Consider the following 17808-nt stretch of genomic DNA (forward strand, 5'->3'; position numbering starts at 1 on the left):
CGGATGCCAGCGCTCAGACCTTTTCCTGCGCGTATTTTTTCAGCTCGGTGCGCGCCACCTGCCGGCGATGCACGGCGTCCGGACCGTCGGCGAGGCGCAATGTCCGCAGATGCGTCCACGACCGCGCCAGCGGTGTGTCCTGGCTGATGCCTTGCGCGCCGAACATTTGCACCGCCTCGTCGGTGACCTTGAGCGCAACGCGGGGTGCGACCACCTTGATCTGGCTGATCCAGGGGGCCGCGGCCCGCGCATCGCCCTGGTCGATCATCCACGCCGCCTTGAGGCAGAGCAGGCGGGCCATCTCGATCTCCATGCGGCATTCGGCGATGATGTCGAAATTGGCGCCGAGCTTGGCCAGGGGCTGACCGAAGGCCTCGCGGCGCACGGAACGCTGGCACAGCATCTCCAGCGCCATCTCGGCCTGGCCAATGGCGCGCATGCAGTGATGGATGCGGCCGGGGCCAAGCCGCCCTTGCGCGATCTCGAACCCCCTGCCCTCGCCGAGGATCAGGTTCCACGCCGGTACCCGCACATTGTCGAAGCGAAGATGCATATGGCCATGCGGCGCGTCATCGTCGCCATAGACCTGCATGGCTCGGACCTTGGTCACACCCTTTGTGGCTGACGGCACCAGGATCATCGAATGGCGGCGGTGCTGCGGCTCGCTGTCGCCGCCGGTCCGGACCATGACGATATAGATGGCGCAGCGCGGATCGCCGGCACCCGATGCCCACCATTTCTCGCCGTTGAGCACATAGTCGTCGCCCTGTCGCTCGCAACGCATGGCAATGTTGGTGGCGTCGGACGAGGCGACATCCGGCTCCGTCATCAGATAGGCCGAGCGGATCTCGCCGTCGAGCAGCGGCTCCAGCCACGCCTTCTTGTGGTCGGCCGAGCCGTACCGCTCCAGCACCTCCATGTTGCCGGTGTCGGGCGCCGAACAGTTGAAGGTCTCGGCGCCGAGATGCGCCTTGCCCATCTCCTCGGCCAGATAGGCATATTCGACGGTGGAAAGGCCGTAGCCGCGTTCCGATCCGGTCAGCCAGAAATTCCACAGGCCGCGCTCCCTTGCGGTCTTCTTCAGCCCTTCGAGGATCTCGCGCTGGCGCGCACTGTAGACCCAGCGGTCGCCTTCCTTGCCCACCTCGCTCAGGAATTCCCTGTCGAGCGGCATGATCTCGTCGCGCACCATGGCCGCGACGCGCGCGTGGATCGGCTTCAGCCGCTCGGTCATGCCGAGATTCATCTCCGTCATCGGTCGCTAACCCTTCATACACGCCAGGCATTTTGTCAGTGGCAAGGATGACCGTACTTCAGATAGCCTTGTCAACGCGAACTGTTTGCCCGCATGCCGAGCACGGAGGATTGTGATGAGCTATCTCGACGAGCTGTTTTCGGTGGCCGGCAAGACCGCGCTGGTGACGGGTGCCGCGACCGGCATCGGCCGCATGGCGGCGACCGCGCTGGTGCAGGCCGGCGCCAACGTGATGATAGCGTCGCGCAAGGGCGAAGATTGTGTCAAGGTCGCTGTTGAATTGAACGAGCTAGGTTCACCGGGCCGGGCGGAAGGCTTCGCCGGCGATGTCTCCAGCGAAGCCGGCATTGCCGTACTCGTCGCCGAGGTCAAAGCGCGGACCGGGAAACTGCATATTCTGGTCAACAATGCCGGCGTTTCCTGGGGCGCGCCGCTGGAGAGCTTTCCGTATTCGGCATGGGCGAAAGTGTTCGGAGTCAATGTCACCGCGGTCTTCCATCTGACGCGCGAATTGCTGCCGCTGCTCGACGCCGCCGCCAGCGACGCCGATCCAGCCAGGGTCATCAACCTCGGTTCGGTGATGGGCACGCAGCCGCTGGCCGACGATGCCTATTCCTACACCGCCTCGAAGGCCGCGGTTCATCATCTGACGCGCACACTGGCGCTCGAGTTCGCCGCCCGCCGCATCACCGTCAACGCTTTCGCCCCCGGCCCCTTCCAGAGCCGCATGACGGCGTTTGCCACCGGCACGCAAGAACAGGCCAGACATGTCGGCAGCCATGTTCCGATCGGCCGTATCGGGGCACCGGATGACATTGCCGGCGCAACGCTCTATTTGTGCAGCCGTGCAGGCAGCTATGTCACCGGCGCCATCCTGCCAATCGACGGCGGACAGTCGGTGCAGCATGGGCTGACGCTGTTCAAGGAATGACATTTTCCGGCCACAGAAGCCGGAGGTGAACTGGAGGACATGAGCGTGGAACCGATCAGTCTCGATGTGCTTCTGGCCAATGTTGGCAAGGAGGTTGGCGTGTCGCCGTGGCGGGTGGTCACGCAACGCATGATCGACCAGTTCGCCGACGCCACCGACGACCACCAGTTCATCCACTGCGACCCGGAGCGGGCCATGCGCGAGACGCCGTTCGGCGGCACCATCGCGCACGGCTTCCTGTCGTTGTCGCTGTTGTCCGCCATGACCTTCGAGACCATGCCGCCGCTGGAAAACAGCAAGATGGGCGTCAATCACGGCTTCGATTCGCTGCGCTTCCTGGCGCCGGTGAAGACCGGCGCGCGCATCCGCACCCGTTTCGTGCTGGCCGACGTCAAGGTCCGGCCGTCGGGTTGGGTGCAGACGGCGCATGACGTGACGATCGAGATCGAGGGTTCGAAGAAACCGGCGCTGACTGCGCGCTGGCTGACGCTGACCTTGATCGAACGCCTGCCCGAGACGGCATGAGCGATCCGAACGTTCTCGACCAGGCAGCGCTTGCGCCTTACCTTGAGGCGAAAATACCGGGCTTTTCCGGGCTTGCTGCAATCGAAAAATTCAAATCCGGCCAATCGAACCCGACCTATCTCATGACGGCGGCAAGCGGCCGTTACGTGCTGCGCGCCAAACCGCCGGGGCAGTTGTTGAAATCGGCGCATCAGGTCGACCGCGAATTCAGAGTGATGGGCGCACTTGCCGGCACCTCCGTACCTGTGCCGCAGATGCTGCATCTTTCCGACGAAGCCTCGCCGATCGGCCGCATGTTCTACGTGATGGATTTCCTCGACGGCCGCATCTTCTGGGATCCGGCGCTGCCGGAGGCAGACGGCAACGAAGAACGCGCCGCCATCTACGATGCCATGAACGAAACCCTAGCGGCGCTGCACGAGGTCGATGTCGAGGCCGTGGGGCTAGGCGATTTCGGCCGGCCGGGCAATTATTTCGAGCGCCAGCTGGCGCGCTGGACCAGCCAGTACCGCGCCTCGGAGACCGGCACCGTCGCCGACATGGACCGGCTGATCGCCTGGCTGGAAACACATATGCCCGCAGATGACGGCCGCGTCTCGCTGGTGCATGGCGACTACCGGCTGGACAATCTGATCTTCGCGCCGGACCGGCCAAAGGTTCTGGCGGTGCTCGACTGGGAACTGTCGACGCTTGGCCACCCCTTCGCCGATATCGCCTATCAGTGCATGCAATGGCGGTTGCCGCACGTGTCGGGTTTTCGCGGCCTGGGCGGTGTCGACCGTTCCGCACTCGGCCTGCCTTCCGAGGAGGACTACGTCGCCAGCTACTGCCGGCGGCGCGGACTCACCGGTATCGGCAACTGGACGTTCTTCCTCGCCTTTTCCTTCTTCCGGCTGGCTGCAATCTGCCAGGGCGTCTTCAAGCGGGCGCTGGACGGCAACGCCTCCAATCCGGAAAAAGCCAGGACCTATGGCGAAGCGGTAAAGCTGCTTTCGCGTCTTGCCGCGAATCTGATCGACAAGGAGGCGTGATGGGCCGCTTTGACGGCGCAACGGTGCTGATCACGGGTGCTGCCGGCGGACTTGGCTGGGGTGCGGCGAAAGGCTTTGCCGCCGAAGGCGCAAAGCTGGTGCTGTCGGACATCGACGAAAAGGCACTCGTCGATCTTGCAGGCACGATGCCGGTCGAAACGGCGATCCTCGCCGGCAACATAGCGGACGAAAGCCTGTCCGAGGATCTGGTCAGGCTGGCGGTCGAGAAATTCGGCCGGCTGGATATCGCCGTCAACAATGCCGGCATCGTCCAGAGATTCGTGCGTCTGCCGCAGGTCGAGTCGGGCGAGGCCCGCCGCGTCCCGGAGGTCGATCTGCTCGGCGTGTTCTATGCCATGAAGCACCAGATCCCGCAGATGGAACGGCAGTTCAAGGCGAACGGCAAGGGCGGCGCCATCGTCAACATCGCCTCGGTCGCCGGGCTGGTCGGTGCGCCAAAACTTTCGGTCTATGCGGCCGCCAAGCATGGCGTCGTCGGGCTGACAAAATCGGCGGCGGCCGAATACACACCAAGGGTGTGCGGATCAACGCGATCTGCCCCGCCCACACAAGGACGGCGATGGTGGACGGCTTCGTGCGCGTTTCCGGCGTGCCGGAAGAAGAGGCCTCGGCCGAGTTGACGTGCGGCGTGCCGATGAAGCGGGTGGCCGAAGTCGACGAAATCGCCACCGCGATCCTGTTTGCCGCCGACCCCGCCAATTCCTTCATGACCGGCCATGCGCCGGCCGTCGACGGCGGCGTCGGCGCGATCTGACACCTGCCGTTTGGGAACTTCCCGCGCCCTTGTCCGTTTTCGTACGGCGTATATAATTTAGCCGCGCACCAACCCAACTAAGGCTTGAGATCTTGCCGCCGAGCGTCCAGACACGCCGCGAGAAACAAAAGGCAGAACAGCGCTCCGAGCTGGTCGCGGCCGCCCATAAGCTCGTCCAGGAAGAAGGCTATGAGGGCCTGACCATCCGCAAACTGGCCAAGCGGGTCGGCTATGCCCCGATGTCGGTCTATTCCTACTTCGCCGACAAGCAGGACATCCTGTTCGCGCTCGCCGAGGATGCGTTCGAGACGCTTGCCCGACGCATCGAGGAGCATTCGTCCGACGATCCGATCGAGGCCTTGCAGGCAGTGATGACGGAATATGCCGCGTTCGGGCTTGGCAATCCCAACGAATACCGGACTGTCTTCATGACTGAAAAGACCACGCTGCCGGAAGGCAGAAGCTACGAGGACATGGAGGAGGGCAACCCGGCTATGAAAGCGCTGATCAGCCGGGTCGAGGCCTGCGTCGCCGCCGGCAAGTTGCAAGGCGATCCGCGCGCCATCGCCACCATGCTTTGGGCGGTCGGCCACGGCACGATCTCGCTGCTCATCACCTTTCCGTTCTACCCCTTCGGCGATCCGCAGGCCTTCGTGAAGCGGATGTGCGATTTCACGCTTGCCACGCTCAGCACGCAAAACGTGCCGCCGCTGACCGAGACCCCGGTCAACTGCTGAACGCCGGTCCCTTCGTTTCCATGTTTTCTCTCTACCCCAGCCGAAGCGGGGCGAATTTCTTGGTTAACAAAGAATTTACCGTACGCGTACGGCTTTGACTTGAACTTAGCGCTCGGCGGACGTATCTGTACGGCGTATCGTACATGTACGAGAAAAATTCACCCGTCGAAAACGGAGACTGACAATGGAAAAGACCCTTCTCACCGCCGCCGCAGTGCTGGCGCTTTCGGGCTCGGCCTTCGCAGCCAACACCACGCACCCGGTCAAGCATGCGCCGGTCGCGGCCTGCGTCGACACCAAGACCAACGTGAAGCTCGATTGCGCGTCGACCGGTTCGGTTGAGAAGAAGGGCGCCACGGAAAACACCGCTCAAGGCAAGGGGCCGCGCCTCGGCATCAGCATCGACCCGTGGATGGTGCCAAGCTCGTTCTGATATCTGCAGAAATCACGTCTGGCCGGCACAAGCCGGCCAGTTTCAGCCAACCGAGATCGGCAGTTTTGCCGCCGAACTCTCGAAAGCCGCGTCGATCAGCTTCTGCATGTCCGCGGCAGGCCGGAACGACGGATCGCCGTTCCGGCCTGCGTCCAGCGCGTCGGCAAAGCGCCGGGCGTTGCGTTTGACACTGGGCAGCGGCAGCGTCTGCCAGCGCTGCAGATCGACATCCCCTTCCAGGCAGGCGGACAGGTTCGATACCTTGCCGTCGGTCTCGACCTTGATGGCGCCCCTGGTGCCGTGCAGGGCCAGCGACAGATCGTTGGCGTGACCGGTCATGTAGCGGCTCGCCACGATCGTGGCGAGCGCGCCGAAATTGAGTCGCGCCGTCATCGCCACGCTGTCATTGGCATCCATCACACAGTCGTGGATGCGCTCGCTCTCGGCCTTTGGAAACGTCAACAGATCGGCATGCGACGATATCCTGGTCGGCGCCATAGGTGGCGAAGTCGAGGATATGAATGCCGAGCACGCCGGTCGAGCCGTGCCGGATCGACAGGCGCCACAGCCATTTGTCCTCGACCCGACAGTCGCCCCACGATTGGCTGACCAGCCAGCTTTGCCGGTAGCTCGCCTCGACATGGCGCAGTTCGCCGATCTCGCCGCTCTGCACCATGCGCCGTGCCTCCTGGATCGCCGGTGAGTTGCGGTAGGTGAGGTTGACCATGTTGACCACCCCGGCTGCCTCGGCCGTTTCGGTCATCGCAAGCGCGTCGGCGTGGTTCGGCGCCAGCGGCTTTTCCCAGAACACATGCTTTCCCGCAGCAAGCAGCGCCAGCGTCGTCGCCATATGCGCACCATCCGGCGTCGCGTTGATGGCGGCATCGAACTGACCCCAGGCGATCGCCGCTTCCAGGCTCTCGAAGAAATCGTCGATCTTGCTGACGGCGGCGAACGCCGCCGCACGGCCGGGCACCTAATCGACACAGGCGACGATGCTGCATTCTGGAATCTTGGCAAACTCCTCGACATGATGCCCGGCGATACCGCCGGTGCCGAGCAGAAGAATGCGATGCACCAACTCAAGCCCCCAATCAACTTAGCCCCCAAATCGACTCAAGTTCCGATCAACTCGGGCCCCGATTTAACTCAGGCCCTTATCGCCATCAGCATGCAGGCGCAGCCCCTTCTGGACGATCTTCTCCCTGGCTGCATCCGTCGGCACATTCGGCGCGTTGGTGATACCGGACCAGGCCGGTGCCGGGTTGTGCGCCCAGTGCACCGCATTGCGCAGCACCTGCTGCACGCCCTCATTGTGATAGATCGGATAGGTCTCGTGGCCGGGTGAGAAGTAGAAGATCCTGCCGGCCCCGCGCTGATAGGTTAGCCCTGACCGGAACACCTCGCCGCCCTCGTACCAGGAGACGAACACCGTCTCGAGCGGCTCCGGCACGGCGAAAGGCTCGCCATACATTTCGGTCTCGCCGATCTCCAGGCACTCGCCGATGCCTTGCGCGATCGGGTGGCTGCGGTTGATCGCCCAGACGCGCTCGCGCTCGCCAGCCTCGCGCCATTTCAGCGAACAGGGCGTGCCCATTAGCCGCTTGAATATCTTCGAGTAGTGGCCGGAATGGAGCACGATCAGCCCCATGCCTTCCCACACCCGCTTCTGCACCCGCTCGACGGTCTCGTCCTTGACCTCGCCATGCGCCGCGTGGCCCCACCACAAAAGCACGTCGGTGGCCGCCAGGCGCTTCTCGCTCAGGCCGTGCTCGGGCTCCTGCAAGGTGGCGGTGGTCGCCTCGATGCCCTTGTCCTGGTTGAGCGCAGCGGCAATGGTGCCATGCATGCCCAAAGGATAGAGGTCGCGCACGGCGGCATTGGTCTGCTCGTGGACATTCTCGCCCCAAACGATCGCTTTTGTCGGCATTTTCATCTCCCAAAGCGCTTTAAATAGCATGTCCAATGGGATTGAGAAGGTCCGATGCCGTCTGGCCCGATGGAAACTACGTCTTGCGCTTCTTGCGCCCCGGCACGGTCTTGGCCTTGCCCGGTTTCGCGGGCGCGCCGGAAATGGACGTGCCGGTGATGGATATCGGATCGCTGGCCGGGAACGTATCTTCCAGCCCCTCCTCGAGTTCCTCTTCGGCGCTCGGCGCTCCGTGCCGCTCATGTTCGAGCGAACGGACGGCCGATGTCTTTTTGACCGGCGACTTGGGCGCGGAATTCGACGGCATCGGCATTCTCCCTCGGCGTGCGGATGCAGAACGAGCGTGCCCTGCAAAACGTTCCGAGTTCAGACCGCTGCGTCCCGCGATCCCTCGGACAGGAAAGTAAAGACATAGTCCGAGAAGGAACGCCAGCACTCAACCCGGAAGGCGTCCACTGCCGTGCGCAACAGCACGATCTCGGTCTTGCCCAGGATGGTGCGCGACGCCGCGCCCACCGGGAAGGCGTCGAGCGACAGATCCTGTGGGCAGCCCGCATTGATCGTTGCCGCTGCACCGGCGCCCGTCACGGATATCGCGATGTTGCGATGCGAGATGCCGACCGCCGAATGCAGCGACGTCACTTTGGCGCAATCGGCGAGCGGATCATTGCCGGCCTCGTCGATAACAAGCCATTCGTCAGGGCCGAGCCACAAGGCGGTGCGCCCGCCCTTCGCGGCAGACGTTTTCGGCTTGTTCGGCAAGGTCACGCCGAGCGCTTTGGAAAGGGCGGCAGTCGAGGCCTCCGGCGCACGCAATGACATGCGCTCGGCCGGCGGCAGCACCTCGACCTTAACGCCGGTCGCGGCGGTGCTGCACCCAGCCAGCGCCGGACGGCGTTCGACCGAAGGCGATGCAGCCGGAGCCGTCTTCCTTGCAGCGGCCTTAGCCATTGAGGCGCCCTCCCGTCTCGTCGAAGAACTCCATGCCAGCAACCTCCACTTCGATCACTCCGTTCGGCATCGGCACGTAGAGCGTGTCGCCCATGCGATCGCGGCCGCCGGCGACCAGCGCCAGCGCGATCGAGCGGCCGCAATTTTCCGACCAGTAGCTCGAGGTGACATGGCCGATCATCTTCATAGGGATCGACTGCTTCGGATCCTCGACGATCTGCGCGCCTTCTTCCAGCACCACCTTGGGATCCTTGGTCTTGAGACCGACCAGCTGCTTGCGGCCCTTGGCGACCAGATCCGGCCGCGCCATCCCCCTGATACCGACGAAATCAGCCTTCTTCTTGCCGACCGCCCAGTCGAGACCGGCATCGTTCGGCGTCACCGTGCCATCGGTGTCCTGGCCGACGATGATGTAGCCCTTTTCGGCGCGCAGCACGTGCATGGCCTCGGTGCCGTAGGCGGCAGCGCCATGCTTCTGGCCCTGCGCCCACAGCGCTTCCCAGACGGCCTGGCCATAGTCGGCAGGCACGTTGACCTCGAAGCCGCGCTCGCCGGTGAACGACATGCGGAACAGCCTGGTCGGCACGCCGCAGATCTTGCCTTCGCGCACCGACATATGCGGCAGCGCCTCGTCCGACATGTCGATGCCTTCGACCAGCGGCGCGATGATGTCGCGCGACTTCGGGCCCTGCACGGCGATGACCGCCCACTGCTCGGTGATCGAGGTCAGCCAGACATTGAGATGCGGGAACTCGGTCTGGAGATAATCCTCCATATGGTTCATGACGCGCGGCGCGCCCCCGGTCGTCGTCGTCACATGGAAACGGTCCGGCGCCAGCCTGCCGACGACGCCGTCATCATAGATGAAACCATCTTCGCGCAGCATGATGCCGTAGCGGCAGCGGCCGGGCTCCAGCTTCTCCCACGGATTGGTGTAGAGCAGCTCCATGAATTTTGCCGCGTCCGGCCCGACCACCTCGATCTTGCCCAGCGTCGAGGCATCGAACAGACCCGCCGTCTTGCGCACCGCGACGCATTCGCGGTCTACCGCGGCATGCATATCCTCGCCAGCCTTTGGGAAATACCAGGCGCGCTTCCACTGGCCGACATCCTCGAAAACAGCCCCTTGCGCCTCGGCCCAGGGATGGATCGCGGTTCTGCGTGTCGGGTCGAACAGCGGACCGCGCGCATGGCTGACGATCGCGCCGAAGGTCACCGGCGTATAGGGCGCCCGGAACGTGGTCAGGCCAACTTCCGGGATCGGTTTGCCCAGCGTCTCGGCGGCAATCGCCAGGCCGTGCATGTTGGACGTCTTGCCCTGGTCGGTCGCCATGCCGTTGGTGGTGAAGCGCTTGACATGCTCGATCGAGCGCATGCCCTCGTGCACCGCCTGGCGGATATCCTTGGCGGTGACGTCGTTCTGGAAATCGACGAAGGCTTTCACCGTTGTGTCCGGTCCGGCGCCGGGAGCCGCACCCAGCATGCCGCGCGACCAGCTCTCCGAGGCATCGACCTTCGGCTTTGTACCCTTGGCGGTTTTCGCACCCGCATCCTTGGCCGCCTTGGCGCCCGCGGCATAGGCCTCGTCCACCGTCGCAGACAGCCCGTCGGTGCCGTTGCAGGCGCCGACCGAGACGCAGTCTTGCGCATAAGTGCCCGGCACGAAGCGCTTGGTCTCGTCGTTGAAGGCGACCTTGCCGCGCGACTGCGAGAACAGATGCACCGACGGCGTCCAGCCGGCCGACATCAGGATCGCATCGACCGGGATGGTGCGTTCGCCGCCGCCATTCTTCGGCTGTACCGTCATCGAGGAAACGCGCAATTTGCCGCCGGCGCGGATCACCGCGCGGCCGAAATTGACCTCAATGCCAAGCGCCCTCGCCTCGTCGATCACCGGGCCCGTCGGATTGTCGCGCAAATCGATGATCGCCGCCACATTGACGCCGGCCTTCTTGAGGTCGATCGCCGCCGCGTAAGCGGAATCATTGGCGGTGTAGACGCCGACATTTTTGCCGACCGCGACGCCATAGTGGTTGAGATAGGTGCGCGCCGCACCCGCCAGCATGATGCCCGGCCGGTCGTTGTCGGCGAACACCATGTGCCTCTCGATGGCGCCGGAAGCCAGCACCACGCGCTTGGCCCTGATCTGCCAAAGCCGCTCGCGCGCCAGATCGTGGCCGGGGGTCTTCAAATGATCGCTGACACGCTCGACTAGCCCGACGAAATTCTGCGCGTAGTAGCCGAACGCCGTCGTGCGCGAGAGCACGCGGACATTGTCCATCGCGCTCAGCTTCGCAATCGCACCTTGAGCCCAGGCAAAACCGTCCTGGCCGTCGATCTTCGCACCGGTCTCGAAACGCAGGCTGCCGCCGAACTCGGCCTGCTCGTCGGCGAGGATGACGCGCATGCCCGTTTCCGCCGCCGCCAATGCTGCCGCGATGCCCGCCGCACCGCCACCCAGCACCAGCACGTCACAATGCGCATAGCGCGATGAATAATGATCGGGATCCGGCTGGTCAGGGGAAACGCCAAGGCCAGCCGCGGCGCGGATCTTCGGCTCATAAAGGCTCTTCCACGCCGCTTTCGGCCACATGAAGGTCTTGTAGTAGAAGCCGGCCGAAAACAGCGGCGAGGCGATGTCGTTGACCGCACCGACGTCGAAGGACAGCGACGGCCAGCGGTTCTGCGACTGCGCGTCAAGCCCGTCATAGAGTTCCTGCACAGTGGCCCGCACGTTCGGCGTCTTGCGCGCCGCGTCGCGCTTGATCTCGACCAGCGCGTTCGGCTCCTCGGCGCCCGCCGACAGGATGCCGCGCGGACGGTGGTACTTGAACGAGCGGCCGACGAGATGGACGCCATTGGCAAGCAGCGCCGAGGCCAGTGTGTCGCCCTCGATACCGGCATAGGACTGGCCATCGAAGCTAAACCGGGCGGTCTTTGCCTGCTTGAAGCGGCCAGCGCCGGGAATGCGGAACGCGCCGCTCATTTGGCAACTCCCGGGAGCTTCGACGGCTTCGGCTCGCCGGCCTTGTAGGTCATGACGAACTTGTCGGTGACGGTGTCGCGCACGGCGTTGAAGAAGCGCGCGCAACCATGCATGTGCCGCCAGCGCTCATAAATGATGCCCTTGGGATTCGAGCGGATGAAGAAGAACTTCTCGAAATCGTCGTCGGTCTCGCCAGCGATGTTGACCGAGCGCGCGATATGCGCCTCGCCGGCGTTGCGGAACTCGAGCTCCGGGCGCTCTTCCTCGCAATAGGGGCAGCGGATGAGAAGCATTTTGGTTCGTTCCTACAATTCGCCGTGGCCGACGCGGGCGCCGGCAGGTTGGTCGCAAAGCTTCTGTCCCAGCGTCGCGAACGGCGCGACGAGCCGGATGCGCTCTTCCACGCTTGCGGCGGGACGAAACAGATCGCGGGACGCCATGTTGCCGAGGGTGAGCTGCATCGGATCGGTCGTGACGATGACTTGACGCGGCTGGAATGTCTCGTCTTCGTCGAGCCCTTCGGGTCGTCCCTCGAAGAACATTACCACCCTCTGACCGCCGCTCCACACGCAAGCCAGCGTGCCCTCGTCGACCGAAAACGGCCAGCCCGCCTCGTTGCCCGCGCGGCTGATCGGCTGCGTGCGCACTTCGTCCGCCGACGGAAAATGGAACATGTCCTGTTCCCCCGCCAGCATCAGCGGCATCGCGACAGCCATCTGCGCCATCATCAGTGCGCCACCGCCGCCGCCGCCGCCTCGTCGATGAGCCGGCCGGTGCGGAAGCGCTCGATGGTGAAAGGCGCGTTGATCGGATGCGGATCGTCTTTGGCGATCGTGTGGGCAAAGACATGGCCCGAGCCCGGAGTCGCCTTGAAACCGCCCGTGCCCCAGCCGCAATTGACATAGAGGCCGGGCACCGGCGTCTTGGCCAGGATCGGCGAGCGGTCGGGCGTGACATCAACGATGCCGCCCCACGAGCGCAGCATCTTCATGCGCGTGAAGATCGGAAACATCTCGCAGATGGCGTCAAGCGTATGCTGCAATATGTGCAGGCCGCCGGTCTGCGAATAGGAAACATACTGGTCGGTGCCGGCGCCGATCACCAACTCGCCCTTGTCGGACTGCGAGATATAGGCGTGCACCGTGTTCGACATCACCACGCAGGGAACCACCGGCTTGACCGGCTCCGACACCAGCGCCTGCAGCGGATAGCTCTCCAGCGGCATCCGCACGCCGGCCATGTTCATGATGACTGAGGAATGGCCGGCGGCAACAACACCGACCTTCTTGGCACCGATGAAGCCGCGCGTCGTGTCGACGCCCATGACGGCACCATTGGCGGCCCGCTTGACGCCGGTGACCTCGCAATTCTGGATGATGTGGACGCCGCGCGCCGAGGCCCCGCGCGCATAGCCCCAGGCGACCGCATCGTGGCGCGCCGTGCCGCCGCGACGCTGCAACGCCGCACCGACGACCGGATAGCGCGCGTCTTTGGATGTGTTGAGCGGCGGGCAGAATTCCTTTGCCTGCTCCGGCGACAGCCATTCATTGTCGATGCCGTTCAGCCGGTTGGCGTGGACGTGGCGCTTCAGCACCTGCACGTCGTGCACATTGTGGGCGAGCATCATGACGCCGCGCGCCGAATACATGACGTTGTAGTTGAGCTCCTGGCTGAGCCCATCCCACAGCTTCAGCGCGTGGTCGTAGATGCCGGCACTCTCGTCATAGAGGTAGTTGGAGCGGATGATGGTGGTGTTGCGGCCGGTGTTGCCACCGCCAAGCCAGCCCTTTTCCAGCACCGCGACATTGGTGATGCCGTGCACCGTGGCGAGATAGTATGCGGTGGCCAGGCCATGGCCGCCGGCGCCGACGATGATGACGTCGTATTCTTTCCTGGGCTCCGGCGAGGACCATTGTTCCTCCCAGCCCTTGTGGCCGCGCATGGCCTCGCGGGCGATGGCGAATACCGAATATTTCTTCAACGTCTCGAGCCTCGCGAATAGCGGCCGGGCATTCATTCGGTCCCGGCGCGCGAGGTGTATCACTAGCGAAACCAGGCTTCCACCCTTGCGCTGTTTGCGACGGCGCTTGCCGTTTTGCGCCGCGACGAAAAAGACGTATCCGGCGCCTCGGTGCTTTCCAGCATCTTGGCGGGTATCGGGTGGCTCGTCTTGCCTCGATCCGCGACCAAGCACCCCAACTGCCGGTGAAGCCAGCGCAAATACCAAGGATGCAGAAAAAGTTTGCACTCGCCAACAAGGTCGCCATCGTCACCGGCGCCAGCTCCGGCATCGGCCGCGCCACCGCCAAACTCTTTGCCGGGGAAGGCGCCAAGGTCGTCGTCGCCGCCCGCCGGCAGACTGAGCTCGATGCGCTTGTCGCCGAAATCGCGGACGCCGATGGCACGGCGGTCGCCCTTGCCGGCGATGTCAGGGAGAAGCCTATGCAAAGGCCCTTGTCGATCTGGCGGTCGAAGGGTTCGGTGGACTCGACGTCGCCTTCAACAATGCCGGCGCCGTCGGCCAGATGGGACGATTTCGGAACTGTCGCTGGAAGGCTGGCGCGAGACGCTCGACACCAATCTCACCAGCGCGTTTGTCGGCGCGAAATACCAGGTGCCGGCGATGATCGAGCGCGGCGGCGGTTCGCTGATCTTCACCTCCACCTTCGTCGGCCACACCATCGGCATGCCCGGCATGACCAGCTATGCCGCAAGCAAGGCAGGCCTGATCGGGTTGACGCAGGTGCTTGCCGCCGAATACGACCCGAAAGGCGTACGGGTCAACGCGCTGCTGCCCGGCGGCACCGACACGCCGGCAGCAACCTTCAAGACTCCGGGACGCGGGCCTTCGTCGAAGGTCTGCATGCATTGAAGCGTGTCGCTGCGCCCGAGGAGATCGCCCGTTCGGCGCTCTACCTCGCTTCCGACGCCTCGAGCTTCACCACAGGAACGGCACTGCTGGCCGATGGCGGCGTGTCGATCAACCGGACGTGATGGATTTTCACGGCGAACGGGCATGTTCATAGCCGGCAGGCAGACGGCCGGTCTTGCTTTTTCGCCGCGATTTGGCGATGCCGTTTGCTGTCGAAACGGGTCATCTTGTCAAAACCGGTCCTGCAAACATGATGCTGATCAGAACCTATGTGGCTGCGAGCGCGATCGAGGGCGTTGGCGTGTTCGCCGCCGAGCCGATCAGGAAAGGTGCTTCGATCTGGCGGCTCGATCCCGATTTCGACCGGCTGATCTCGATGGACAGATACGAGGCAGCGCCCTCGCATCTCAGGGAACTGCTCGACCGCTATGCCTATCCGAGTCCGGACCGGCCGGGTTTCATGGTCTATGAAGTCGACAATGGGCGCTTCATGAATCATGCCGGCAATCCAAACACGGATTTTTCGCAGTATGGCGGGGCCACCGCGACCCGCGACATCGCCGAGGGCGAGGAGATCACCTGCGACTACGGCGAGTTCTTCGAGGATTTCGAGCGGCTTCACCTTGCCACGGCGTAGTCGGCCCCTTGATCTTGATCTTGATCTTGATCTTGATCTTGATCTTGGGGCAAACCTGCTACGGTTGGCCCTCCAAGTTCATTTCGGCTGTGGACAGCGCGGCATGTTTCTGCTATCAGCCGCCCCAATTCGTGGTGTAAACCGCCGCGGAGGCTAGTGGCTATGGCCGCTTGCCTGTTGATATCAAACCCGAAAGACAGGATTGCCCGTGCAGGTACTCGTCCGCGACAATAACGTTGATCAGGCGCTTCGCGCTCTCAAGAAGAAGATGCAGCGCGAAGGCATTTTCCGCGAAATGAAGATGCGCGGTCACTACGAGAAGCCGTCCGAGAAGCGCGCCCGTGAGAAGGCTGAAGCCGTCCGCCGCGCCCGCAAACTGGCCCGCAAGCGCGCCCAGCGCGAAGGCCTACTGCCGATGACGCCGCGCCCGGTTGCTGCCGGCGCCGCCGGTGGTCCTGGTGGCGCTCCGCGTCCGCCGCGGTTCTAACGCCAATTTTTCGTCCTTTTCGAAGGATATCAGAGGTGGCGCGATGCGGAATCGCCGCCACCTTTTTGTTTTGATTGTGACCCGGCCCGGAGGGGGGAACCGGACCTGAGCGACGCGGCTTGAAGTGAGGACAGGGCAGACATGAACGCAACAAGCGTGGAGCGCGGGACCGCATTGCGTGGTTTCGCCCTGACAGCGGCTCTGCTCTCCGGACTGGCGCTTGCCGGTTGCCAAACGGCCGGCCCGACCGGTGAATTCAACAACATCGACAAGGCGCAAGGGTCGAGCGAGAACATCTCCTCGCTGTCGGCGGTCATCCAGCGCAATCCCCAGGATCCCGAAGGCTACAATGTGCGCGGCTCGGCCTATGGCCGCGGCGGCCAATACCAGGCGGCGCTCAAGGATTTCAACCAGGCGATCCAGCTCAACCCGAATTTCTTCCAGGCCTATTCGAACCGCGCACTCATCCAGCGCTTCCTCGGCAATCAGACCGCCGCACTTGAGGACTACAACCGTTCGATCCAGATCAACGGCAATTATGACGCCGCCTACATCGGCCGTGGCAATCTCTACCGCAAGGCGGGTCGCACGCAGGACGCCTTCAACGACTTCCAGAAGGCGATCCAGCTCGACACGACCGACGCGCGCGCCTACCACAATCGTGGCCTGATCTATCAGAGCCAGGGCCAGCACAAATTCGCCATCGAGGACTTTTCGACGGCCATCTCGCTGGCGCCGGACGCCGCCGAACCTTACAACGGCCGCGGTCTCTCCTATCTGGCGACCAACGACGAAGACAATGCCTTCTCCGACTTCAACATGGCGATCAAGCTCGACGGCAGGAATGCCGAGGCCTGGGCCAATCAGGCGCTGATCTACGAGCGGCGCGGCGACAAGGCCAAGGCAGCGAAATCCTATAAGGAAGCCGTTCGCCTCGACCCGACCTACCAGCCGGCCAAGGACGGCCTCGCCCGCGTCAGCTGACATCGACTTCAGCGGGTTACGTGCGCATCAGGCGCCTCAGCGTCCGAAAGGCCGCGCGGGGCAATTCACCTCGTCAATCCGGCAACCGCGCATTAACCCCGGCAGCAAGCTGTTGGCTCCTGCCTTGATCGTGCCAAGTTTTCAGCGGAACGGTCTGCCCACCCAATCCGTTGTTAAGAAGTGATTTGCGAAAGGACCCTCCCATGATCAAGAAACTCGCTTGCGCCGCCGCCCTCGCCACGACGGTCTTCGCCGTTGCCCCGGCCAGCGCGGGCAAGCTGCAGCTCGGCACGCTCGACTGCACCATCGACGGCGGCACCGCCTACATCGTCGCCTCCAACAAGGGCGTGTCCTGCACCTTCCGCCCCCACCATCACGGACCGTCGGAAAGCTACACGGGCGTCATCTCCAAGATCGGCCTCGATGTCGGCCAAACGCATCAGGGCCAGCTGGTCTGGGCCGTCCTGGCCGCGACCCGCGATCGTGACGGGGGCGATCTCGCCGGCAGCTATTACGGCGTCAACGCCGAGGCCAGCGTCGTGACCGGCGGCGGCGCCAATCTGCTGGTTGGTGGCCTGGACAGCGCCTTCATGCTAGAACCGCTCAGCGTCCAGGCGCAAACCGGCGTCAACCTTGCCGTGGCTGTGACCTCGCTCCAGCTGATCCACTCGTTCAAGTGATTGCATGGAGCCATGCGCTCCATGACCCCTCACCCTGCGGCGCGGAACCAGATAGGATGGTTCCGCGCCGTTTGATTTTGAGGGGGACCGCCATGCCTAAGACAGCCATTGCCGCTGCCGTGATCGCCACTGTGCTTGCCGGCACGGCGCAAGCGCAGGACCAGGGCATAGAGCTCGGCACGCTCGATTGCGCCATCGGCGGCGGCACCGGCTTCATTTTCGGCTCGAGCAAGGATTTGAGCTGCACCTTCAACCCTGCCGACAAGAGCTTCGCGCCGGAAGCCTATTTCGGCGCGGTCAGCAAATACGGCCTCGACATCGGCACGACGAAGCAGACGGTCATGCAATGGATCGTGCTGACGCCGCTGAAGAACATCTATGCACCGGGTGCGCTGGCCGGAGACTATATCGGCGCCAGCGCGGAGGTGACGGCGGCCGTCGGCGCCGGCGCCAATCTGCTGGTCGGCGGCTCTTCGCAGGCCTTCACCTTGCAGCCACTCAGCCTGCAGACGCAGACCGGCATGAACCTCGCGATCGGCGTCAGCCAGTTCCAGTTGCGCAGTACCGAGAACTGATGGTGCAACAAAGGCCGCC

Annotated in this window: 18 protein-coding genes and 3 pseudogenes; 12 read left to right on the top strand and 9 right to left on the bottom strand. The window is 63.8% G+C overall.

Annotated elements, in window-relative coordinates:
• Positions 1-13: 13 nt before the first annotated feature.
• Positions 14-1255 carry an acyl-CoA dehydrogenase family protein gene (locus tag ASD99_RS19240; protein WP_057144602.1) on the bottom strand — a complete coding sequence of 414 codons (1242 nt, stop codon included), beginning with the start codon at positions 1253-1255 and terminating at the stop codon, positions 14-16.
• Positions 1256-1370: 115 nt separating this feature from the next.
• On the opposite strand from ASD99_RS19240, the gene ASD99_RS19245 reads away from it, so the two are divergent.
• The 6 genes and pseudogenes from ASD99_RS19245 (at position 1371) to ASD99_RS19270 (ending at position 5687) form a co-directional block, all read left to right on the top strand.
• Positions 1371-2186 carry an SDR family oxidoreductase gene (locus tag ASD99_RS19245; RefSeq protein WP_056595114.1) on the top strand — a complete coding sequence of 272 codons (816 nt, stop codon included), beginning with the start codon at positions 1371-1373 and terminating at the stop codon, positions 2184-2186.
• Between the two features lie 39 nt (positions 2187-2225).
• The gene (locus ASD99_RS19250; RefSeq protein WP_274533713.1) at positions 2226-2711 is read left to right on the top strand and encodes a MaoC family dehydratase; all 486 of its coding nucleotides are present in this window, start codon (positions 2226-2228) and stop codon (positions 2709-2711) included.
• Positions 2708-3742, top strand: a complete 1035-nt coding sequence (locus tag ASD99_RS19255) for a phosphotransferase family protein (RefSeq protein WP_057144603.1) — start codon at positions 2708-2710, stop codon at positions 3740-3742. Before ASD99_RS19250 ends, ASD99_RS19255 begins: the two co-directional genes overlap by 4 nt.
• Positions 3742-4517: pseudogene (locus ASD99_RS19260) on the top strand (SDR family oxidoreductase). The gene ASD99_RS19255 and the pseudogene ASD99_RS19260 overlap by 1 nt, the downstream one beginning before the upstream one ends.
• A gap of 92 nt (positions 4518-4609) precedes the next feature.
• On the top strand, positions 4610-5254 hold the full coding sequence (locus ASD99_RS19265) for a TetR/AcrR family transcriptional regulator (protein ID WP_056595110.1): 645 nt from the start codon (positions 4610-4612) through the stop codon (positions 5252-5254).
• Between the two features lie 184 nt (positions 5255-5438).
• The gene (locus ASD99_RS19270; RefSeq protein ID WP_057144604.1) at positions 5439-5687 is read left to right on the top strand and encodes a DUF680 domain-containing protein; all 249 of its coding nucleotides are present in this window, start codon (positions 5439-5441) and stop codon (positions 5685-5687) included.
• Positions 5688-5729: 42 nt separating this feature from the next.
• Here ASD99_RS19270 and ASD99_RS19275 read toward each other — a convergent pair.
• The 8 genes and pseudogenes from ASD99_RS19275 to ASD99_RS19310 all read right to left on the bottom strand — a co-directional run bounded on the left by ASD99_RS19275 (position 5730) and on the right by ASD99_RS19310 (position 13535).
• Positions 5730-6765, bottom strand: a pseudogene (locus ASD99_RS19275) (Gfo/Idh/MocA family protein).
• Positions 6766-6831: 66 nt separating this feature from the next.
• Entirely contained in the window at positions 6832-7617 is a 786-nt protein-coding gene (locus ASD99_RS19280) for a ThuA domain-containing protein (protein ID WP_057144895.1), read from the bottom strand.
• Between the two features lie 76 nt (positions 7618-7693).
• Entirely contained in the window at positions 7694-7924 is a 231-nt protein-coding gene (locus ASD99_RS19285; protein ID WP_056595104.1) for a hypothetical protein, read from the bottom strand.
• 59 nt (positions 7925-7983) lie between these two features.
• Positions 7984-8568, bottom strand: a complete 585-nt coding sequence (locus ASD99_RS19290; RefSeq protein WP_057144605.1) for a sarcosine oxidase subunit gamma — start codon at positions 8566-8568, stop codon at positions 7984-7986.
• Positions 8561-11554, bottom strand: coding sequence for a sarcosine oxidase subunit alpha (locus ASD99_RS19295; protein ID WP_057144606.1), 2994 nt, complete (start codon positions 11552-11554; stop codon positions 8561-8563). Before ASD99_RS19295 ends, ASD99_RS19290 begins: the two co-directional genes overlap by 8 nt.
• A complete protein-coding gene (locus tag ASD99_RS19300) occupies positions 11551-11847 on the bottom strand; it encodes a sarcosine oxidase subunit delta (RefSeq protein ID WP_056595097.1) in 297 nt (98 codons plus the stop codon). The genes ASD99_RS19295 and ASD99_RS19300 overlap by 4 nt, the downstream gene beginning before the upstream one ends.
• A gap of 12 nt (positions 11848-11859) precedes the next feature.
• Positions 11860-12282: a hypothetical protein gene (locus ASD99_RS19305; RefSeq protein WP_057144607.1), complete on the bottom strand. Its 423-nt coding sequence runs from the start codon at positions 12280-12282 to the stop codon at positions 11860-11862.
• On the bottom strand, positions 12282-13535 hold the full coding sequence (locus ASD99_RS19310) for a sarcosine oxidase subunit beta (RefSeq protein ID WP_057144896.1): 1254 nt from the start codon (positions 13533-13535) through the stop codon (positions 12282-12284). Before ASD99_RS19310 ends, ASD99_RS19305 begins: the two co-directional genes overlap by 1 nt.
• A gap of 248 nt (positions 13536-13783) precedes the next feature.
• Here ASD99_RS19310 and ASD99_RS19315 point away from each other — a divergent pair.
• From ASD99_RS19315 to ASD99_RS19340, 6 genes and pseudogenes are all read left to right on the top strand, one after another.
• Positions 13784-14548 (top strand): annotated as a pseudogene (locus tag ASD99_RS19315) (SDR family oxidoreductase).
• A 128-nt stretch (positions 14549-14676) separates the two neighbouring features.
• A complete protein-coding gene (locus tag ASD99_RS19320; RefSeq protein WP_057144897.1) occupies positions 14677-15063 on the top strand; it encodes an SET domain-containing protein in 387 nt (128 codons plus the stop codon).
• Between the two features lie 208 nt (positions 15064-15271).
• Positions 15272-15550 (top strand): 30S ribosomal protein S21, encoded by a 279-nt coding sequence (gene rpsU / locus ASD99_RS19325; protein ID WP_023671138.1) that lies wholly within the window; start codon positions 15272-15274, stop codon positions 15548-15550.
• Between the two features lie 141 nt (positions 15551-15691).
• Complete coding sequence (locus ASD99_RS19330; protein ID WP_056595092.1) at positions 15692-16534, top strand: tetratricopeptide repeat protein; 843 nt, start codon at positions 15692-15694, stop codon at positions 16532-16534.
• Positions 16535-16737: 203 nt separating this feature from the next.
• Positions 16738-17214 carry a DUF992 domain-containing protein gene (locus ASD99_RS19335; protein WP_056595091.1) on the top strand — a complete coding sequence of 159 codons (477 nt, stop codon included), beginning with the start codon at positions 16738-16740 and terminating at the stop codon, positions 17212-17214.
• A 92-nt stretch (positions 17215-17306) separates the two neighbouring features.
• Positions 17307-17789 carry a DUF992 domain-containing protein gene (locus ASD99_RS19340; protein ID WP_057144608.1) on the top strand — a complete coding sequence of 161 codons (483 nt, stop codon included), beginning with the start codon at positions 17307-17309 and terminating at the stop codon, positions 17787-17789.
• Positions 17790-17808: the final 19 nt, after the last annotated feature.

Source organism: Mesorhizobium sp. Root695 (assembly GCF_001428185.1).
GTDB lineage: Bacteria > Pseudomonadota > Alphaproteobacteria > Rhizobiales > Rhizobiaceae > Mesorhizobium.